Origin of the sequence: Epibacterium ulvae (assembly GCF_018678075.1) — a bacterium.
Classification (GTDB): domain Bacteria; phylum Pseudomonadota; class Alphaproteobacteria; order Rhodobacterales; family Rhodobacteraceae; genus Epibacterium; species Epibacterium ulvae_A.
This window is the reverse complement of the sequence record NZ_JAHHIR010000028.1, coordinates 125,205-144,026: the sequence shown is the minus strand read 5'-3', so window position 1 is coordinate 144,026 and position 18,822 is coordinate 125,205. Positions and strand designations below refer to the sequence as shown.

16 protein-coding genes and 1 pseudogene are annotated in these 18,822 nt (G+C 56.6%); 9 read left to right on the top strand and 8 right to left on the bottom strand.

Annotation, left to right across the window (positions count from 1 at the left end; all coding sequences use genetic code 11):
- Nucleotides 1-554: 554 nt before the first annotated feature.
- From KMP13_RS07775 to KMP13_RS07760, 4 genes and pseudogenes are all read right to left on the bottom strand, one after another.
- Nucleotides 555-786, bottom strand: a pseudogene (locus tag KMP13_RS07775) (transposase); the annotation flags it as partial.
- Between the two features lie 207 nt (nt 787-993).
- The gene (locus KMP13_RS07770; RefSeq protein WP_215265276.1) at nt 994-2,001 is read right to left on the bottom strand and encodes an ABC transporter substrate-binding protein; all 1,008 of its coding nucleotides are present in this window, start codon (nt 1,999-2,001) and stop codon (nt 994-996) included.
- Nucleotides 1,980-3,353, bottom strand: a complete 1,374-nt coding sequence (locus KMP13_RS07765; RefSeq protein ID WP_215265275.1) for a sensor histidine kinase — start codon at nt 3,351-3,353, stop codon at nt 1,980-1,982. The genes KMP13_RS07770 and KMP13_RS07765 overlap by 22 nt, the downstream gene beginning before the upstream one ends.
- Nucleotides 3,350-4,015: a response regulator transcription factor gene (locus KMP13_RS07760; RefSeq protein ID WP_215265274.1), complete on the bottom strand. Its 666-nt coding sequence runs from the start codon at nt 4,013-4,015 to the stop codon at nt 3,350-3,352. The genes KMP13_RS07765 and KMP13_RS07760 overlap by 4 nt, the downstream gene beginning before the upstream one ends.
- Nucleotides 4,016-4,122: 107 nt before the next feature.
- Here KMP13_RS07760 and KMP13_RS07755 point away from each other — a divergent pair, with 107 nt between their 5' ends.
- The 3 genes from KMP13_RS07755 to KMP13_RS07745 all read left to right on the top strand — a co-directional run bounded on the left by KMP13_RS07755 (nt 4,123) and on the right by KMP13_RS07745 (nt 7,194).
- Entirely contained in the window at nt 4,123-5,106 is a 984-nt protein-coding gene (locus KMP13_RS07755; RefSeq protein ID WP_215265273.1) for a Bug family tripartite tricarboxylate transporter substrate binding protein, read from the top strand.
- Between the two features lie 92 nt (nt 5,107-5,198).
- On the top strand, nt 5,199-5,681 hold the full coding sequence (locus KMP13_RS07750) for a tripartite tricarboxylate transporter TctB family protein (RefSeq protein WP_215265272.1): 483 nt from the start codon (nt 5,199-5,201) through the stop codon (nt 5,679-5,681).
- Between the two features lies 1 nt (nt 5,682).
- Nucleotides 5,683-7,194: a tripartite tricarboxylate transporter permease gene (locus tag KMP13_RS07745; protein WP_215265271.1), complete on the top strand. Its 1,512-nt coding sequence runs from the start codon at nt 5,683-5,685 to the stop codon at nt 7,192-7,194.
- Between the two features lie 75 nt (nt 7,195-7,269).
- On the opposite strand, the gene KMP13_RS07740 is transcribed toward KMP13_RS07745, so the two are convergent.
- Nucleotides 7,270-8,268: a TraB/GumN family protein gene (locus tag KMP13_RS07740; RefSeq protein WP_215265270.1), complete on the bottom strand. Its 999-nt coding sequence runs from the start codon at nt 8,266-8,268 to the stop codon at nt 7,270-7,272.
- A 30-nt stretch (nt 8,269-8,298) separates the two neighbouring features.
- Nucleotides 8,299-9,282, bottom strand: a complete 984-nt coding sequence (locus KMP13_RS07735) for a TraB/GumN family protein (protein WP_215265269.1) — start codon at nt 9,280-9,282, stop codon at nt 8,299-8,301.
- 113 nt (nt 9,283-9,395) lie between these two features.
- On the opposite strand from KMP13_RS07735, the gene KMP13_RS07730 reads away from it, so the two are divergent.
- The 3 genes from KMP13_RS07730 (at nt 9,396) to groL (ending at nt 12,718) form a co-directional block, all read left to right on the top strand.
- A complete protein-coding gene (locus tag KMP13_RS07730; protein WP_215265268.1) occupies nt 9,396-10,070 on the top strand; it encodes a DUF2161 domain-containing phosphodiesterase in 675 nt (224 codons plus the stop codon).
- 637 nt (nt 10,071-10,707) lie between these two features.
- Nucleotides 10,708-10,995 (top strand): co-chaperone GroES, encoded by a 288-nt coding sequence (locus KMP13_RS07725; RefSeq protein ID WP_215265267.1) that lies wholly within the window; start codon nt 10,708-10,710, stop codon nt 10,993-10,995.
- 76 nt (nt 10,996-11,071) lie between these two features.
- Nucleotides 11,072-12,718, top strand: a complete 1,647-nt coding sequence (gene groL / locus KMP13_RS07720; RefSeq protein ID WP_215265266.1) for a chaperonin GroEL — start codon at nt 11,072-11,074, stop codon at nt 12,716-12,718.
- 123 nt (nt 12,719-12,841) lie between these two features.
- Here the strand turns inward: groL and KMP13_RS07715 are convergent, their stop codons facing one another.
- Nucleotides 12,842-13,318: a MarR family winged helix-turn-helix transcriptional regulator gene (locus KMP13_RS07715; protein ID WP_215265265.1), complete on the bottom strand. Its 477-nt coding sequence runs from the start codon at nt 13,316-13,318 to the stop codon at nt 12,842-12,844.
- Nucleotides 13,319-13,537: 219 nt separating this feature from the next.
- Here KMP13_RS07715 and ectA point away from each other — a divergent pair, with 219 nt between their 5' ends.
- The 3 genes from ectA to KMP13_RS07700 all read left to right on the top strand — a co-directional run bounded on the left by ectA (nt 13,538) and on the right by KMP13_RS07700 (nt 15,823).
- The gene (ectA, locus tag KMP13_RS07710) at nt 13,538-14,068 is read left to right on the top strand and encodes a diaminobutyrate acetyltransferase (protein ID WP_215265264.1); all 531 of its coding nucleotides are present in this window, start codon (nt 13,538-13,540) and stop codon (nt 14,066-14,068) included.
- Between the two features lie 65 nt (nt 14,069-14,133).
- The gene (gene ectB, locus KMP13_RS07705; RefSeq protein ID WP_215265263.1) at nt 14,134-15,420 is read left to right on the top strand and encodes a diaminobutyrate--2-oxoglutarate transaminase; all 1,287 of its coding nucleotides are present in this window, start codon (nt 14,134-14,136) and stop codon (nt 15,418-15,420) included.
- A 4-nt stretch (nt 15,421-15,424) separates the two neighbouring features.
- Entirely contained in the window at nt 15,425-15,823 is a 399-nt protein-coding gene (locus KMP13_RS07700; RefSeq protein ID WP_215265262.1) for an ectoine synthase, read from the top strand.
- 101 nt (nt 15,824-15,924) lie between these two features.
- On the opposite strand, the gene KMP13_RS07695 is transcribed toward KMP13_RS07700, so the two are convergent.
- On the bottom strand, nt 15,925-18,717 hold the full coding sequence (locus KMP13_RS07695) for a bifunctional aconitate hydratase 2/2-methylisocitrate dehydratase (protein WP_215265261.1): 2,793 nt from the start codon (nt 18,715-18,717) through the stop codon (nt 15,925-15,927).
- Between the last annotated feature and the right edge of the window lie 105 nt (nt 18,718-18,822).

Sequence of the window (18,822 nt, the reverse complement as noted above, 5' to 3'; positions counted from 1 at the left end):
CCAGCACAGAACCGTTGCCTGCTTAATCGCAAGCTTTCGAGGTCCCGCAGGGACGTGGTTCCGATGATGCCGTGGTCAGGACGTCGCTGACATCCGTCAAGCACGCCTATGAGATGGGCACATCGGAATTACATCGAACCAGCATCCTGTTGGCAGCCGTCGCGCTGACCACGAACCGAAGCATGTACCCAAAGGACCTCAGTCAAAGGCTGTGAGAGAAAGCAGCGCGGACGCGACGAACTAAAAGCACCGCTCCGGCGGATCAGTTTGTTTGCGTGGAATCTCTTGACAGAAGTGCTCCCGTTACCGAAGGCCTGAACCTAACTACGCCAAACACAGTCAGAATGACCCAAGAGGTGGCAGCGGGGACGTTGAATATGCGCCTAAAGTACATCGCCACATAGGGGACAAGCAAGATCCCCCCTAAAAAGACAGCAACGCCAAGCGCCTATTGGCCAAGGCCCAGATAGCCACTCAGCAACCTAACAACACCCGATGCAGGCAGTGTCACAAACAGTCCTGTGGGCCAGAGAAAGCTATTTTTTTCGGTGCCTTTGCACAAAGCCAGTGGTCTGCCGTAATGGGAGCCCGAACAGGACCTTCAAAGTCAGGCACGCCTATCGCCGCGTCGCTGAAACTCTGTTATCGACCGCGCTTGCCGCTTGGCGGTGGCACCCAGGCCATCTCAGGGTCAAACCAAATCGACAGCGATCCGCGTAGCTTCAAACTGTCATTGTAAGACGGCCAATTTGTGGTCTTGTACTTCGTTGGGGCCCAGCTGCTCATGCCTTCAACGATCATGCTGGTTTCACAACATGAATCCCCTCAACCGATTTGCGCGGCAAAGCCATTGCCAGGGAGAAGCAAGCATCCGTTCGGTTCTGCAATAACCCATCCAATATCGGCTGCACGAGTTCGAATTGTAACAACGTCATTTTTCTGCAACACGCCGGAGGTCTCTCTTCGCTCGAGGAACATAGCAATTGCGTGAATCTATTGAATGACGGCGCTTTCCCATTCGCGGGTGAACGCCTGACGTTTGAGCCGATCGAGATAAATCATCAAGGCGGGCTCCAAAGGGATGACCTGCCTGTTTTTCTGCCCCTCTTTTGATAACAGCTGCGGCAATTGCGGCGTGCCCAATGGCGGTGGATTGGAGAAGTGTTCCAACATATAGGCCACGAAGTTGCGCGCGTTGTCCTGTTTGCTCGACCGACGCGACACCAGCACGGTGCGCATCATGGTGGTGGCAAAATCGGCCGGCACGATGACTTCGATCTGGGGGTGATCCTGCGCCTGGGCGGCAGCGTAGCTGCCCAGCACATTGTAGGCGACCAACATGTCGCCGCGCGCGACCGCATCGATCATGGTTCCGGAACAGCAATAGAGCCGGGTGCCCAACCCGCCCATCACCTCGGACAGGCGCCAATAGGTTTCGGAGGTACGCGCGTCTTGGGCGGCAAACAGATAGCCAAGGCCAGCGGTGCGAATGTCATAGGTGGCAACCCGGTTGCGAAACAGGTCAGGTTCGGCGCGCAGCAGGCGGATCAGATCCTGTCGCGTTTCGGGGGCAGGGTGGTTGGCCAGCACTGATTTATGCAGCACGATGGCGGCAGGTTCCGCGGTAAAGCCAAACAGGCTGTTGCGCCAATGGGTCCATTCCGGCGACGTGATGTCATCCAACGCAGAGGCAAACCCGTCGTTCACCAGTTTGATTTGCAGGTCCATCGCGCTTGAGATTACCAGATCAAACCGGCCAGGATCTGCACGCATCACGCGGTTCAGATTTTGAGTGCCGGTGACCAGGTATTCCACCGCTAGGTCAGGGTTTTGGGCAATGAAACCGTCGATCATGGCCGCTAGATAGTCGGTGTCGGTGCTGGACAGAACCCGCAGGGTCACCGCTGCATTTTTCTCGCCAAACAGGCGTTCATCTTCCCAATCTTGGGCCAGGGTAAGCGTGGCGCAAAATACCAGAATTAAAGCGATAAAATAGCGCATGCGCCGCCCTCCGCAGGGTTGGTCAGGGTCAATGTGCCGCCGTGCGCGGTGGCCACGTCATAAGCAATTGTCAGCCCCAGGCCCGATCCGATGATGCCTTCGGAATTGGTGCCACGTCGAAACCGGGTTGCCAGCTCGTCGATCTCATCCACCGGAAAGCCGGGGCCATAATCGCGCACTTTGACCTGTGCTGGATTGGCCGAAACTTTGATGGTGATTGCGGTCTCAAATGGGGCGTATTTCAGCGCGTTGTCGATTAGGTTGCGCAGGGCATTTTGCAGCAGGATCGAGTCGCCCTCGGTGTAAACCGTGTCACTGGCGATGAGGTCAAGTTCGACGTCCTTCATTTCAGCAATGGGGCGCATGGCTTGCATCAGCTCTTGGGTCAGTTCGGTCAGGTTCAGCTCTTCCTTGTTCAGATGATCAGCGCGAAAGGTGATCATCGCGTGATCCAGCAATTGCCCCGCCGCGCGGGAGCTTTCGTCGATGGCGCGCACCATGGATCGCAGGGCCTGACGGTTCTCCAACTTGTCGACCCGCTGCAATGTTGTTTCCGCATAAGAGCGTACGGTGGCGAGCGGGGTGCGAACACGGTGCGCTGCCTCGGCGATGAATTCTTCGGATTGGTTCAGCGAATGCGACAACCGCCCCATAAAGCTGTTGAGCGCGCCGACCAGCGGCGCCATTTCGGCCGGGACAGGGGCGGCCACCGGGCGCAAGTCCTCGGCGCCGCGCCGCTGCACCGATGCGGCCAGCCGGGTGAGAGGGGTGATGGTGGCATAGGTCAGCCACAGGGACAGCAGGGTCATCAGGGCAAAGAACCCAAAGCCCAGCAACGCGGCATTGCGGGAAATCCGGTTCAGCACCCCGGCCAGACTTTCCTGTGTTTGGGCCACGGTCACGCTGAGGGTGGTGCGTTCGGTGCCACCGACCAAACGCCGCGCGGCGGTGGCCATGCGCAGGTCAGATCCGTCAAAACGCCCGCTGACAAATTGCACCTCACCGGGTGGGGTTTCGATATGGATTATCCGGTCATAGCCAGACAGAAATTCACCGTCCTGATAGAGGGCGTAGAAAAACCGATCATCGGCCTGCGTCGACAGGATTGAGAAGGCCGAATAGGGCAGTTCCACCGACAAGGTATCATTGCGGATCGCAGCCGCATCCAGGATCGAGGTGACAGATGCGCTCAGGATCCGGTCCTGCGTCGATTGCGCAATCTGGGCCGCATAGGTGCGCACCACCAGATAAAGGATCACCGCCAGCACCACTGCACCACCGATCAAGGAGATCATCAAGGTATTGCGCAGCGACCCGGATGTGTTGACCTTACCGGCCCGTTGATCGCTCATCTGGGGTCCAACTTGTAGCCAAGTCCACGGTGGGTGGTGATGGTTACAGAAGAGGGCTCCAGATGTTTGCGCAGACGTCCGATATAGACCTCAATCGCATTCTCTGAGACGTCCTCATCAAAGGTGAAAAGCCGGTCGCAGAGCTTCTGTTTTGAGAAGATCTGATTGGGCGCGTTGATCAGTAGTTCGAACAGCCGCAGCTCGCGGTTGCGCAGTTTGACGGGCGTGCCTTTGACCCGCATTTGACCGGCCACAGGGTCAAAACTGACATCGCCAACAGAGATCACCGGTTGCGAAGATCCGTGGTTGCGGCGCAACACTGCCCGCACCCGCGCCTGCAATTCGGCGTGGTCAAAGGGTTTGGTCATGTAGTCATCGGCACCCAGATCGAGCAGGCTGATTCTGTCAGAAACCTGCGAACGGGCCGTCAGAACGATGACAGGTGTGTCGCGTTTTTTGGCGCGGTGATGTTCCAAAAAGCTGCGCCCATCGCCATCGGGCAACATTATATCCAACAGGATCAGGTCATATTCCCCGGTATCGGAAAACAGTTTTGCGTCTTCTATTTTCTCTGCATGATCAACAACATGGCCATCCATCAACATGCGTGACGTGACAGCGTTTGCGAGATCCAGATTGTCTTCGACCAGAAGAAATTTCATTGAACATTCCGCCCCTCCCAAGGCGCGACAGGTTTGTGTCAGGTTCACGTGAACAATGCTCCAACGATTGTGTCGCCTTGCGACCAGTTGTCAAATGGGAGGAAATTATGACGACATTTAAACTGGGCCGCCGCGCCCTGTTGGCTACTGCTATCGCAACGCTATCTTTTGGCGCACCAGCATTTGCCGAAGAAAAAGTTCTCGACAGCATCCACTTCCTGATCCCCGGCGGCGCCGGTGGTGGTTGGGACGGCACCGCGCGTGGAACCGGCGAAGCGCTGACTGGCGCTGGGCTTATTGGCACCGCATCTTACGAGAACATGTCCGGTGGTGGCGGCGGCAAGGCGATCGGATTCCTGATCGAAAACGCCGACAGCAACCATGACACGTTGATGGTGAATTCCACCCCCATCGTGATCCGTTCGTTGACCGGTGTGTTTCCACACAACTTCCGCGACCTGACCCTGGTGTCAGGCACCATTGGGGACTACGCCGCGATTGTGGTCGGCAAAGACAGCCCGATCAATTCAATGGCAGATCTGTTGGCTGCCTATGACGCCAACCCATCCAAAACCGCCATTGGCGGTGGTTCGGTTCCGGGTGGCATGGATCACCTGGTCGCAGCGATGGTGATGGAAGCGGCCGGCAAAGACGCGCTGGGCGTGAAATACATCCCCTATGATGCGGGTGGCAAAGCCATGGCGTCGCTGCTTTCTGGCGAAATCGCAGCCCTGTCCACCGGATTTTCAGAAGCGGTTGATTTGGCAGCCGCAGGCGAAGTGAAGATCATCGGCGTTACCTCAGATGAGCGCGTGGATGCGGCGCCTGATGCGATGACCATGAAAGAACAGGGCATCGACACTAGCTTTGTGAACTGGCGCGGGTTCTTTGGTGCACCGGGTTTGCCTGCTGACAAATTGGCGACCTATCAGGCGGCGATTGAAAAAATGTACGACACCCCGGAATGGGAAGCCGTACGTACGCGCAATGGTTGGGTGAATATCCACAACTCGGGCGATGATTTCAAAGCCTTCCTGGAAGATCAGGAAAAGACCATTGGCGACCTGATGAAGAAGCTTGGCTTCCTCTGATCGCGAACAACCCTAGGCACGACCTTTGAAAAAACAAACCTAGGGCGGGACGAAAACTCCCGCCCTTCTTTTATCCCACGGGGAGGGGAATAATGGCACTTGATCGTTGGATCGCCTTGGTGCTGCTGGGCATTTGTCTGGCCTATGGCTATGCGGCGTGGTTCACCATGGACGCAGGTCTTGCACCCTTTATGAAACGCGCGCCCATCTGGCCCAGCACATTTCCAAAAGTGCTGTCGATTTTGGGAATTGTCGCGTCGCTGACCATTCTGTTGGGCCTTGAAAATGGCGAAGCTAAGATTGGCGAAATCGATTATCGCCGCCTTGGCGATTATCATATCGGTCAGGCGCTTTTGCTGCTGGGGCTGATGGTCGCTTATGCGCTGTGTTTGCGCCCGCTTGGTTTTTTGTTTTCAACAATCGCGTTTTTGATGCTGGGCTCCGCCATCCTTGGTGAGCGCCGCTGGGTCATCATGGCGGTGGTGGCAGGTATTGCGACCTTTGTGGTGTGGTATCTGGTTCAGCAAGTGCTGGGGATCTACCTGCGTCCGTTACCCGGTTTCATAGGAGGCTGATATGCTCGAAGGACTTTTGATCGGGCTGCAAACGGCCCTCTCGTTTCAGAACCTGTTGATGGTGATCGCAGGCTGTCTGATTGGTACATTCATCGGCATGTTGCCGGGCCTTGGCCCGATGTCGATCATTGCGATCATGATCCCGGTGGCGATCTCCATGGGGGACCCCTCGGCCGCGTTGATCCTGCTTGCAGGCGTTTATTACGGTGCGATTTTTGGTGGCTCGACCTCATCCATTCTGTTGAACGCACCCGGCGTTGCAGGCACGGTTGCCAGCAGTTTTGACGGCTATCCGATGGCGCGTCAGGGCAAGGCCGGGAAGGCACTGACCATTGCCGCGATCTCCAGCTTTGCGGGCGGCACCATTGGTGCGATCTTGTTGATGATCTTTGCGCCAGCCCTGTCGTCGGTAGCGCTGTTGTTCCACTCTTCTGAATATTTCGCATTGATGGTTGTGGGTCTTTCGGCCATTGCGGCTTTTGCCGGAACCGGGCAGGTGGCCAAGGCAATGTTGATGACCCTTTTGGGGTTGATCATGGCCACCGTGGGTGAGGGGGCATTGTTCAACCTGCCACGCTTCACGATGGGGGTGATGGATCTGCAATCGGGCTTTGGCTTTATCACACTTGCAATGGCGATGTTTGCCCTGCCAGAGGCGCTGTTTCTGGTTTTGAAAAAGAAAGAGATGAGCGGCAACAGCGGCGAAATCTCGGATCTGCGGATCAGCCGGCAAGAGGCCAAATCCATCGCGCCGGTCATTGGTCGCCAGTCGTTGCAGGGGTTCTTTATTGGGGTTCTGCCGGGGGCCGGTGCGACCATCGCCAGTTTCTTGGGCTATGCGTTGGAACGCAATATAGCCACCAAGGAAGAGCAGGATGAGTTTGGCAAAGGCTCCATCAAAGGGCTTGCCGCGCCAGAGACCGCGAACAACGCCGCCTGCACCGGGTCCTTTGTGCCGCTTTTGACGTTGGGTATTCCGGGGTCTGGCACCACGGCAATCCTGTTGGGCGCGCTGATTGCGCTGAATGTGACACCGGGTCCGCGATTGATGATTGATGAACCGCAAGTGTTCTGGGCGGTGATCATGTCGATGTTCATTGGCAATCTGGTTCTGTTGATCCTGAACCTGCCGTTGATCCCCTATATCGCCAAGGTTCTGTCAGTGCCGCGCAACTATCTGATCCCGTTCATTTTGTTCTTTACCCTGATGGGGGCCTATATCGGGCAGAACAATGCAACCGAATTGCTGCTGCTGGTTGGGTTCGGGGTCTGTGCCACGGCGCTGAAGTTTGCGGACTACCCACTGGCGCCGCTACTGATTGGCTTCATCTTGGGCGGTATGATGGAGGACAACTTTGCGCGCTCCATGCAACTGTATGACGGGGTGGCGTTTATCTGGGAACGTCCGATGACCTTGGGCCTGTTGGTGTTGGCCGCCATTTTAGTGGTGCTGCCCAGCTACCGTGCCCGGCGCGCCCGTCTGCGTGCAGCAGGGGTGGCTGACGGGGATTAAATCCCGACCTCTGATCGAGCAGGAGAGGGTGCGCAGTTTTGGCTGCGCGCCCTTTTTCTTGGCCTCTTGCAGTGATCAAAACGCTGCGCGTTCGATGCTGTAGCCCGCATCCGACAGCAGGTTCAGCAGGCCAAATTCACCGGGCAGATGTAGCGCGCCCACTGCGACGGCGATTGTATTGCCTTCAAAGGATTCAATGACCGGCATCCAGGTGGTGTTGCGCTCTTTCAAAAGACGCGCCATCAGGTCGGTCCAGATCTTGTCAGCCTCACCCGTTGAGGTGGTGGAGCCATTCAGAAACTCGGTGCGGCTGATTTCCAAATACTCGGCCACACGTTCATCAAAATAGGCGGCCAGCATGGTGGCAATCCCGTCTTCGCCATCTTCGCCGCCGCCGATCAGCGCAATATAGGGGCGCATCTGGCGCAGTTGTTCCTCAAGCGGGTCGCGGTCCAGCATGCGGATCACATCCAGCGGATCTTCAAGCGAGGCGGTGGGAATATTGACGTCATTGGCCACGGCGGCCAAGCGTTTGTCGAGCCCGTATTCAACGTTGGGATCGGCCCGCAGGCAGGCGGGCAATGACAGCGCGGTTGCCAGAAACCAGGGGCGCATTTTGGCCGCAACCCAAGACGGGATACCGGCCTCCTTGGCCTTTTGCGACAGGATCTCCCAATCACCCGCGGGCAGGCGATCGATCAGAGTGGGTCCTTCGGTGATAAAGGTCAGCTCGGGATCACGCGCCAGATGGTCTTGCATCTTGGCGATCTCATCCGGGGTGCTTTCCAGAAATAGAACGTCGGCCCCGGCGATGATGGGTTGTAGCTGCTCGGTAATGGGCGTCAACCGGTCCGAGGATATATGCACGGTGCCAATCAGATGGATTGTGCGCGCGCCCTGTTTGGCGACCCAATGATTGCCTTCGGCAAAGGGGACATCGGCCATGGATGCGGCCACTGCTGCGCGATCTTGCGGAGACAGATCGCGACGCAGATCCTGGCCATTGCACGTCGCAAGAGCCAGTCCGGGGACCAGAAGAAGCAGCGCAAGGGCCACCGTGATACGTTTAAGCATTGAAACCTCGTGGGTGGACATGCAGGGGCATCAAAATGCCGCCCGCTCCAATCTGTAACCCTGTTGTTTTAACAGGTTCAAAACACCGCTATTGCCAGGAAGATGCGCGCTGCCGACCGCGACCACCACAGTATCACCCTGGACATTCAACAAGGTGCGCATCCATTTGCGATTGCGCCATGTCAGCAGGCTTTCATTTAATACCCTGTTCAATCGCTCCAGCTCACGCGGGGGGCTGTCGACATATTGTTGGGTGATCCAAGGTAGCAGCAAAAAAGCCTGCCAGACGCTCTCGTCGAAATAAGCCTCGGTTGCGGTGGCGTCATCGGGGCGTGGAGACATCAGCAACGCGATATCGTTCTCCAGGATCTTGGCCTGATCGCGGACCGGAATGCGCACCATGGCCTGCAGGCTGGTTTCGACGCTTTCCAGCGCTCCAATTGGGATGCGTTTGCGGACCGCGAATTTTTCGATGCGGTCATCCAGGCCACGGCGCACGCCAAATCCGGAGGGCCGGCAGCCGTTTTGGACCAGAAAAGTGCTGATCGCCCAGGGCTGCAACCGCTCCACCGCCTTAAGATCCAATCCGGTGACTTTGGCGTAGAGCTGGAACTGTCGCCAGCCCGCCTGGGACATCACTTGGGACAATGTCCCCTCTTTCGGCAGCAAGAACGCATCGCGGTTTTTGATGAAATCCTGCCGGAAAGAGGCAACCTCGCGCCCGGTGACCTCAAAATATACCGCGTCCGCGTCGGCAATGACGGGGCGCAGGGTGCGCATGACGGCTGCCATGCGTTGGTCGCCGCTGTGCATGGTGCCCACGATATGCAGCGTCTTGTCGCCTTTGCGCGCGACCCAGTGGTTGCCGGTGGCAAAGGGGGTTGCGGCCATTTGCTGTTCCAGACGTGCGGCAACAGTTGGCGGCAGGTGGTCGCGGTAATCGACCCCTTTGCACGCGGCAAGAGCCGCGGTGCCATAAAGCGCAAAGGCTAGACCCAGCAGAAACTTTTTCATACGTAATCTCAATGCTCATAAAGTCCTTTGAGCTAACGGCCATTGCGCGCAATTTGCAAGGGGGGCAGTCACGATGACTTGTCACGATCTCTTCAACCTGCCAATCATCGCCCATGAACCGTGAAGACCAGCTTTATGCGCCCGTTAAATCCTTGTTGGAACACCAGGGGTATGAGGTGAAGGGAGAGGTGGTCGCCGCTGATGTGGTGGCGCGCAGGGGCGACGAGCCGCCGGTGGTGGTCGAGCTAAAACTGCGCTTTTCCCTGTCTCTGTTTCATCAAGCGATCGCGCGGCTGGCGGTGACGGATCTGGTCTATATCGCCGTACCCCGACCAACAGGGCGGCAGGCGCGGCGGCAAATGCGGGATAACCTGGCAATGTGTCGACGGCTGGGGCTCGGGCTGATCACAGTTCGGGAGGATGGTCGCGCCGAGGTGCAATGTGACCCGGGTCCCTATGCGCCGCGCCAGTCCAAGGTCAAACAAGCCCGTCTGTTGCGCGAATTCGAACGCCTGCGTGGTGATCCCAACCAAGGCGGTGCGACGCGCCATGGGATTGTGACCGCCTACCGCCAGGATGCGCTGGCCTGTGCGACCTATCTGGCGGAAAATGGCCCATCCAAGGGGGCGGTGGTCGCAAAAGAGGCAGAGGTGCCCAAAGCCACGCGGATAATGGCCGACAACCATTATGGTTGGTTTGAACGTGTTGCGAAGGGGATTTATGCCCTGACTGAGGCGGGACAGAAAGGTCTGGCCGATTGGGCGCATAGCGCGGACACGGACGGCTGAGGTCGGGGATCTCACACCGAAAGAGAGAGGGCAAAAGCCCTCTCTTCTGTCGATATGAAAATGGCTTTGTGAAATTCCGTATAGTCTCGAGCAATGCTATATACCGTTGCTCGTATACCTATTATTAAGGATTTCACGGACATATCAACCCTCTGATAACGAAACATTTTTGCAGAATTTGCGGTGATTGTTTCGGTTTGCTCAAAGCTGCAGCGGCTTGTGTTGAAATCACGGTGCGACGGTGACTTTTCTACGGCGATATCGCACCTAATTAATGGCGTAAAAACGACTCTCTGCGCCGTTTTGTCCAGACCGCCGGCCGTCGATTCGCGGCATGTGCGAACCTCAGTCCTGCCCCTTTGGCAGAGGCGACCGCGTCCTGGACTGTGTGGGAAAGGTTAACGCCGCCTGGGCTTCTGGCAAGATATAGGGCGAACTCGGGGCGATGGCCGCAGTGCAGCACAAAAAAGTCACAGTGTTTTCCCTTAGACCCCGTTGACAGGGGCCAACACCCGCCATAGCTTCCGTGCCGTTATCACTCGGCTGTTGTGAGTGATAATGATCCGTGCTCGTTGCTTCCAAGAAGGATGGCACGGGTGTTTAGAGAAACTAACTTTGAGCTTAAGGAGCTGCAAAGATGGCATTGAAACCGCTTCATGACCGCGTGCTGGTGCGTCGTACCGAAGGCGAAGAAAAAACCGCTGGTGGTCTGATCATCCCCGATAGTGCAAAAGAAAAGCCGTCCGAAGGCGAAGTCGTCGCAACCGGCGAAGGCGCACGCAAGGACAGCGGTGAGCTGATCGCAATGGCTGTTAAAGCTGGCGATAAGATCCTGTTCGGCAAATGGTCCGGCACCGAAGTTTCTGTCAACGGCGAAGAGCTGCTGATGATGAAAGAAAGCGACATCATGGGCATCATCGAGTAAGCGACCGGGTTTTTCCCAACGCTTCTCTGATCCCCCATCTCGCATATTCTAACTTAATTCTCGAAGGAGAAAGAACATGGCTGCAAAAGACGTCAAGTTCGACACCGATGCCCGCAACCGTATGCTGGCTGGCGTAAATGTACTGGCAGACGCCGTCAAAGTGACCCTGGGCCCCAAAGGCCGTAACGTCATTCTGGACAAATCCTTTGGCGCACCGCGCATCACCAAAGATGGTGTTTCCGTTGCCAAGGAAATCGAACTGGAAGACAAGTTCGAAAACATGGGCGCCCAGATGGTGAAAGAAGTTGCTTCTCGCACCAACGACGAAGCAGGCGACGGCACCACCACCGCGACTGTTCTGGCCCAAGCCATCGTCAAAGAAGGCCTGAAGCAAGTTGCTGCTGGTCTGAACCCAATGGACCTGAAGCGCGGCATCGATCTGGCAACTTCCAAAGTTGTTGAAGGCCTGAAGTCCGCTGCACGTGAAGTTGCAGATTCTGCCGAAGTTGCACAGGTTGGCACCATCTCCGCCAACGGCGAAGCTGAAATCGGTCAGCAAATCGCAGACGCGATGCAAAAAGTTGGCAACGAAGGTGTTATCACCGTCGAAGAAAACAAAGGTCTAGAAACAGAAACCACCGTTGTCGAAGGCATGCAGTTCGACCGTGGCTACCTGTCACCTTACTTTGTCACCAACCCTGACAAGATGACTGCAGAACTCGAAGACTGCATGATCCTGCTGCACGAGAAAAAACTGTCTTCTCTGCAGTCCATGGTTCCGCTGCTGGAATCTGTGATCCAGTCGCAAAAGCCTCTGCTGATCATCGCAGAAGATGTTGAAGGCGAAGCGCTGGCGACCCTGGTTGTCAACAAACTGCGCGGCGGTCTGAAAATCGCAGCTGTTAAAGCACCTGGTTTCGGCGATCGCCGCAAAGCCATGCTGCAAGACATCGCGATCCTGACCGGCGGCCAGGTGATCTCCGAAGATCTGGGCATGAAGCTTGAGTCCGTGACCATGGACATGCTGGGCACCGCCAAGAAAATCCAGATCACCAAAGACGAAACCACTGTTGTGGACGGCGCTGGTGAGAAAGCTGAGATCGAAGCACGTGTTGCACAGATCCGCAGCCAGATCGAAGAAACCACCTCTGACTACGACCGCGAAAAGCTGCAAGAGCGCGTTGCCAAATTGGCAGGTGGTGTTGCTGTGATCCGCGTTGGTGGTATGACCGAAGTGGAAGTAAAAGAGCGCAAAGACCGCGTTGACGATGCACTGAACGCGACCCGCGCGGCCGTTCAAGAAGGTGTTATCGTTGGTGGTGGTGTTGCTCTGGTTCAAGCTGGTAAAGCACTGGCCGGTCTGGAAGGCGCAAACGCTGACCAGAACGCTGGTATCAAGATCGTTGCTAAAGCAATCGAAGCGCCTCTGCGTCAGATCGCTGAGAACGCCGGTGTTGACGGAGCGGTTGTTGCAGGCAAAGTTCGCGAAAGCTCCGAGACCTCTTTCGGCTTCAACGCACAGACCGAAGAATATGGCGACATGTTCTCCTTCGGCGTGATCGACCCTGCAAAAGTAACCCGTACCGCTCTGGAAGATGCGGCGTCGGTTGCTGGTCTGCTGATCACCACCGAAGCAATGGTTGCTGACAAACCATCCAAAGACGGCGGCGCATCTGCAGGTGGCGGCATGCCCGACATGGGCGGCATGGGCGGCATGATGTAAGTCACCCCATCCAGTCGGATGATAGGGAAGGGGTCGCCATCTGGCGGCCCCTTTTCGTTTGGCCCAAGGCGATTGGACGCGATCTCGCGCCTTGGCCAAGTGTTCTGATATACGAAGTCGGCGCTATGTCGCCGGTCGGATCTCCCCAGTGTCCAGAACGGGGGAGGCATCCATATCTTCGGCGTCCAGCATCGACGCCACACGTTCCAGACTCGCAACCAGCATGGCCTGTTCCCAGTCGTCCATAGCGGCGAATTTACGCACGAACCGCTGCTGCAAGGGATCGGGGGCGTCCGCGATAACGCCGCGCCCGGCATCCGTCAGCAGGATATTGGTCTGGCGTCTGTCCTGGCTTGATTTCTCCCGCAAGGCCAGTCCTTCGCGCACCAGCTTGTCCACCAGCGATGTGACCGTTCCCTGGGAGACGCGCATCCTGAGCGAGATCGCCTTGGCCGTCGCGAACCCGTTTTCCGCGATGATTTGCAAAACTCGAAACTGGGTTGGGGTAACGCCCGTTGTCTGGCGGATTTCACGGCCGAACAATTCAGTTGCGCGCACAATGCGGCGCAAGGCGATCAGGCTGCTGTCAATCCGTTCCATTCAAGCTCCATTACTTCAGATGTCAAAGCATACCGGTGGTGTCGACGTTTCGCAAATTCAAAAATAGTTGGCTTGTCCAAGTGTTTCGTGGTCGATATGCGACGGTTTGGGCCGCGTATTGCTCAAATGAGTCGCTTTTGAACATTTTATGCTTTGATTGTTGAAGTTTTGGATTGTGTCTGATACTTCGTGCATCGAAGCGATAAGGAGAGCTGATAGATGCAACACCCCGCTGACCTGGCACGCATTGCCCTGCCAACACTGCGCCAACCTACTGCCACTGATGGTGCCGATGTTTGGAAACTGGTGCGCGCGTGCAGACCGCTCGATGAAAATTCCATGTATTGCAATCTTCTGCAGTGTGACCATTTCGCGGATACCTGCGTGTTGGCTGAGCTTTCGCAAGAGGCTGTGGGCTGGATTTCGGCTTATGTGATGCCGAACGAGCCGGACACGTTGTTTGTCTGGCAGGTCGCCGTTGCGGAATCTGTGCGCGGTCGTGGCCTGGGTGCGATGATGTTGCAATCGATCCTGCGTCGTTCCCAGTGTGAGGACGTGACGCGCATTCAAACCACAATCACGGCTGAAAACGACGCCTCATGGGCGCTGTTCCGCAAGTTTGCCAAGCTGCAAGACAGCCAGCTGGATATCACCCCGTATTACACGCAAGCGCAGCATTTTCAGGATCGGTGCAAGACCGAGAACCTGGTCACTATCCCGCTGAAAAACCGGGTCGCGCTTGCTGCATGATTGCGTGGCACCTTTTGGTGCCGACGCGATTTTTCCCTTTCCCCTCAAAAGCTGAAAGAGGTCGTATGTCTACGAATACCTCCGCCAAAGCCATTTTTACCCGTCGCGAGTCTGATGCACGCAGCTACTGCCGCGGCTTCGACACTGTGTTTACCTCCGCCTCCGGTTCACAGATGACCGCCCAGGACGGGCAGCAATATATCGACTTTCTGGCAGGCTGTTCTTCCTTGAATTACGGTCACAACAATCCAGATATGAAGGCGGCGCTGATTGACCACTTGCAATCGGACGGCCTGGCTCATGGTCTGGACATGCACACAAATACCAAGGGTGCGTTTCTGGAGGCGTTCGAACAGCTGATCCTGCGTCCCCGTGACATGGATCACAAGGTTATGTTCACCGGGCCTACGGGTGCAAATGCCGTAGAAGCCGCGATGAAAATCGCGCGCAAGGCAACCGGGCGCACCAATGTGATCGCCTTTACCAATGGGTTTCACGGCGTCACTCAAGGGGCGCTAGCAGCCACCGGCAACAGCTACCATCGCGGTGGTGCGGGCGTCAGCCTCAACAATGTGACCCGCATGCCATTTGATGGCTACATGGGGCAGAGCTGCGATACGTCCGAGCTGTTGGAGACGATGTTGAACGACCGTTCGTCCGGTCTGGATGCACCCGCAGCGATCCTGCTGGAAACTGTCCAGGGCGAAGGCGGTTTGAACGCGGCCAGTGGTGAATGGCTGCAACGGATTGCAAAGCTTGCCAAGGACGCAGGCGCCTTGTTGATTGTGGATGACATTCAGGCGGGTTGTGGCCGTACCGGGCAGTTCTTCTCGTTTGAGAGCATGGGCATCACGCCGGATATCGTCACCCTGGCCAAATCGATTTCGGGCTTTGGGCTGCCGATGGGCTTGGTCCTGGTGAAACCCGAGTTTGACGTGATGGGGCCGGCCGAACACAATGGCACCTTCCGTGGCAACACCCATGCCTTTGTCACTGCACGGGTCTCGATCGAGACGTTCTGGGCGGACACTGCTTTTGAAAAAGATATCGCGCGCCGGGCTGTGATTGTCGAAAAAGGCCTGAACACCATTGCCGATATGGTGCCCGGTGCCCGCATCAAAGGGCGGAGCATGATGCGCGGCGTCGATGTGGGCTGTGGTGAGCTGGCGAGCAAGATCTGCCGCCGTGCCTTCCAGAATGGGTTGATCATCGAAACCTCAGGCGCTGAGGATCAGGTGGTCAAGATCCTCGCCCCGCTGACAACACCGGATGCGGTGTTGCAGGACGGGCTCAATATACTAATCGGTGCCGCACAGGATGTGCTGGGCGCCCAGAAAATGGCAGCGGAGTAAGACAATGATTGTCCGTGACTTTAACGAAATCATCGAAAGCCAGCGCGACCGGGTGGTTGCCGATGCAAAATGGACCAGCGTGCGCATGCTGCTGGCGGATGATGGGATGGGGTTCTCCTTCCACATCACGTTTCTGGAGGCGGGTTCCGAACATACGTTCGAGTATAAGAACCACTTTGAAAGCGTCTATTGCATGCAAGGCTCCGGTTCGATCACCGACATCGCCACGGGGGAGACGCACCACATCAAGCCCGGCGTGATGTATGCGCTGGACAAGCATGACCGCCACATCCTACGCGCCGATGAAGAGCTGGTCATGGCCTGCTGTTTCAACCCGCCGGTCACCGGCAATGAAGTGCACCGCGAAGACGGATCCTATGCATTGGAAACCGAGACCGCTTGATCCTGTGATCTGATCTGGCTGTCGTTTCAAACAGCCACGCAACGAAAAAAGGCCGCGACGGAGTTTCCGTCGCGGCCCTTCTTTTTGGTGCAGTCGTGGTCTTAGAAGAACATCGATTTTGCCGCTTCGTTCTTGTCGAGGGGCGGTGCAAATTTGGTCAGGTCAATGCCTTCAACGGCTGTCTTGTACTCTTCCAGGGTCGGCGTGCGGCCCAGGATTGCGGACAGGACAACAACCGGGGTCGAGCCCAGCAGCGATTCACCCTTTTTCTCGGGCAAGTCAGCCACGACACGGCCTTGGAACAGGCGGGTCGAGGTCGCCAGAACGGTGTCGCCCTTGGCCGCTTTTTCCTGGTTACCCATGCAAAGGTTACAGCCCGGACGTTCGAGATAGAGGATGTTGTCATACTCGGTCCGCGCTTTTTCTTTGGGCGCGGTGTCGTCGAACTCAAAGCCTGAGTACTTCTGGAGCACTTCCCAGTCGCCTTCTTCTTTCAGCTCATCGATGATGTTGTAAGTCGGCGCAGTCACAACCAGCGGCGCTTTGAACTCAACCTTGCCATTGGCAACTTCAAGGTTACGCAGCATTTGCGCCACGATCTTGATGTCGCCTTTGTGGACCATGCAGGAGCCAACGAAACCCAGGTCGACCTTCTTTTCTGCCTTGTAGAAGGAGATCGGGCGGATGGTGTCGTGGGTGTAACGTTTGGAGACGTCGACGTTGTTCACGTCTGGGTCCGCGATCATTGGCTCAACGATCGCGTCGAGGTCTACAACAACTTCGGCAAAGTAGTTGGCGTTTGCATCTGGAACCAGCGCGGCTTTTTCGCCTGATTTGATCTCAGCAATGCGGTCATCCGCAATCTTGATCAGGTTGGCGAGCATGCCGTTTTCATGCTCCATACCCTTGTCGACCATGATCTGGATGCGGGATTTCGCCAGCTCCAGGGACCCGATCAGGGTTTCATCGTTGGAGATACAGACAGAGGCTTTCGCCTTCATCTCAGCCGTCCAGTCGGTGAAGGTGAACGCTTGGTCCGCCAGTAGGGTGCCGATGTGCACTTCGATGACACGGCCCTGGAACACGTTGTCGCCGTGTTGTTCCAACATCTGTGCCTGGGTGGCATGCACCACGTCGCGGAAGTCCATGTGGTCTGCCATTTGACCGGTGAAGGTCACTTTGACGGACTCGGGGATTGGCATGGAGGCTTCGCCGGTTGCCAGCGCCAGCGCCACGGTGCCGGAGTCCGCACCAAAGGCCACGCCTTTGGACATACGGGTGTGGCTGTCGCCGCCGATGATGATCGCGCGGTCATCCACGGTGATGTCGTTCAGCACCTTGTGAATAACGTCGGTCATCGGGTGATACGCACCCTTGGGGTCACGACCGGTGACCAGACCAAAGTCGTTCATGAACTGCATCAGGCGCGGTGTGTTGGCCTGTGCCTTCAGATCCCAAACGGACGCGGTGTGACAGCCAGACTGATAGGCGCCATCAACAGAAGGGGACACAACGGTCGCGGCCATTGCTTCCAGTTCCTGCATGGTCATCAGGCCGGTGGTGTCTTGCGAGCCAACGATGTTGACTTTGACACGCACGTCCGATCCCGCGTGCAGCGGCTTGTCGGTTTTCACACCCAAAGCGTTGCGGTTAAAGATCTTTTCAACAGCCGTCAGGCCCTGGCCCTCAACGTTGATCTCTTTGGACGGCGCAAAAGCGGATTCCAGTTTGATGCCCAGAGCTTCGGAGGCAAATGTCTGCAGTTTCTTACCAAAGACGATGGCATACGAGCCGCCCGCCTTCATGAACTCCATCTTTTGCGGAGTGAAAGATCCGGCCATATCGACCAGCTCTTCGCTGCCGTCTTCGCTATAAAGCTTCTTGGACTTGGTATTGATAGTCAGAACTGTGCCGGTCTCAACCGAGTACTTCTGCTCAAGAATGGCATTGCCATCGTTGTTCAGGATCGGATTGCCGTCCTCGTCAACTTTCTTGACCCAGTTTTTCAGATCGACACCGATACCACCGGTCACGCCGACGGTTGTCAAAAAGATCGGCGAGATGCCGTTGGTGCCCGCAACGATCGGTGCGTAGTTCACAAATGGCACATAGGGCGAGGCTTGTTTGCCGGTCCACAGGGCCACGTTGTTGACACCGGACATCCGGGAGGAGCCAACACCCATGGTGCCTTTTTCCGCGATCAACATGATGCGCGCATCGGGGTGTTTGATCTTCAGCGCTTCGATTTCTTGCTGAGCGGTTTCCGAGATCAAGCACTTGCCGTGCAATTCGCGGTCCGCGCGCGAGTGCGCTTGGTTGCCCGGAGACAGAAGGTCGGTGGAGATATCGCCTTCGCCGGCGATATAAGTCACAACTTTAATCTCTTCGTCGATCTCGGGCAGGTTGTTGAAGAACTCCGCCTTGGCGTAGCTTTCCAGCAGGTCTTTGGCGACGGCGCTGCCAGCCTTGTAGGCGGCATCCAGGCGGTCGGTGTCCGCGTCATACAGGAAGACTTGTGTCTTCAGCACGTCTGCGGCCTGTGTGGCCAGCGCTGCGTCGTCACCCAATGCGATGTCCAGCAGAACTTCGATCGAAGGGCCGCCTTTCATGTGGGACAGCAGCTCGAACGCAAATTCAACAGAGATTTCTTCGAGAGCGCATTCGCCCAGAACAATCTCTTTCAGGAAGGCGGCTTTTACGCCTGCAGCACTCGTGGTGCCGGGCAGGGTGTTGTAGATGAAGAACTGCAAAGAGGCAGCGCGATGTGCATTGTCCACATCTTTGATTTGATCGATGATCTCTTGGGTCAGAGCGCCACCATCAATGGGCTTGGGGTTCAACCCTTGCTCTTTGCGCGTTTCGATCTCTGTTAAGTAGTCTGTGTACAAGCTCATGACTGCCTCGACGAATATGCGTTTCGGTAAGCTTGACCACTGAATCTAAGACAGGTCTGGCGAGTCAGCGACAAGCGCGTTGTATGCGGATGTATACCAAGCATG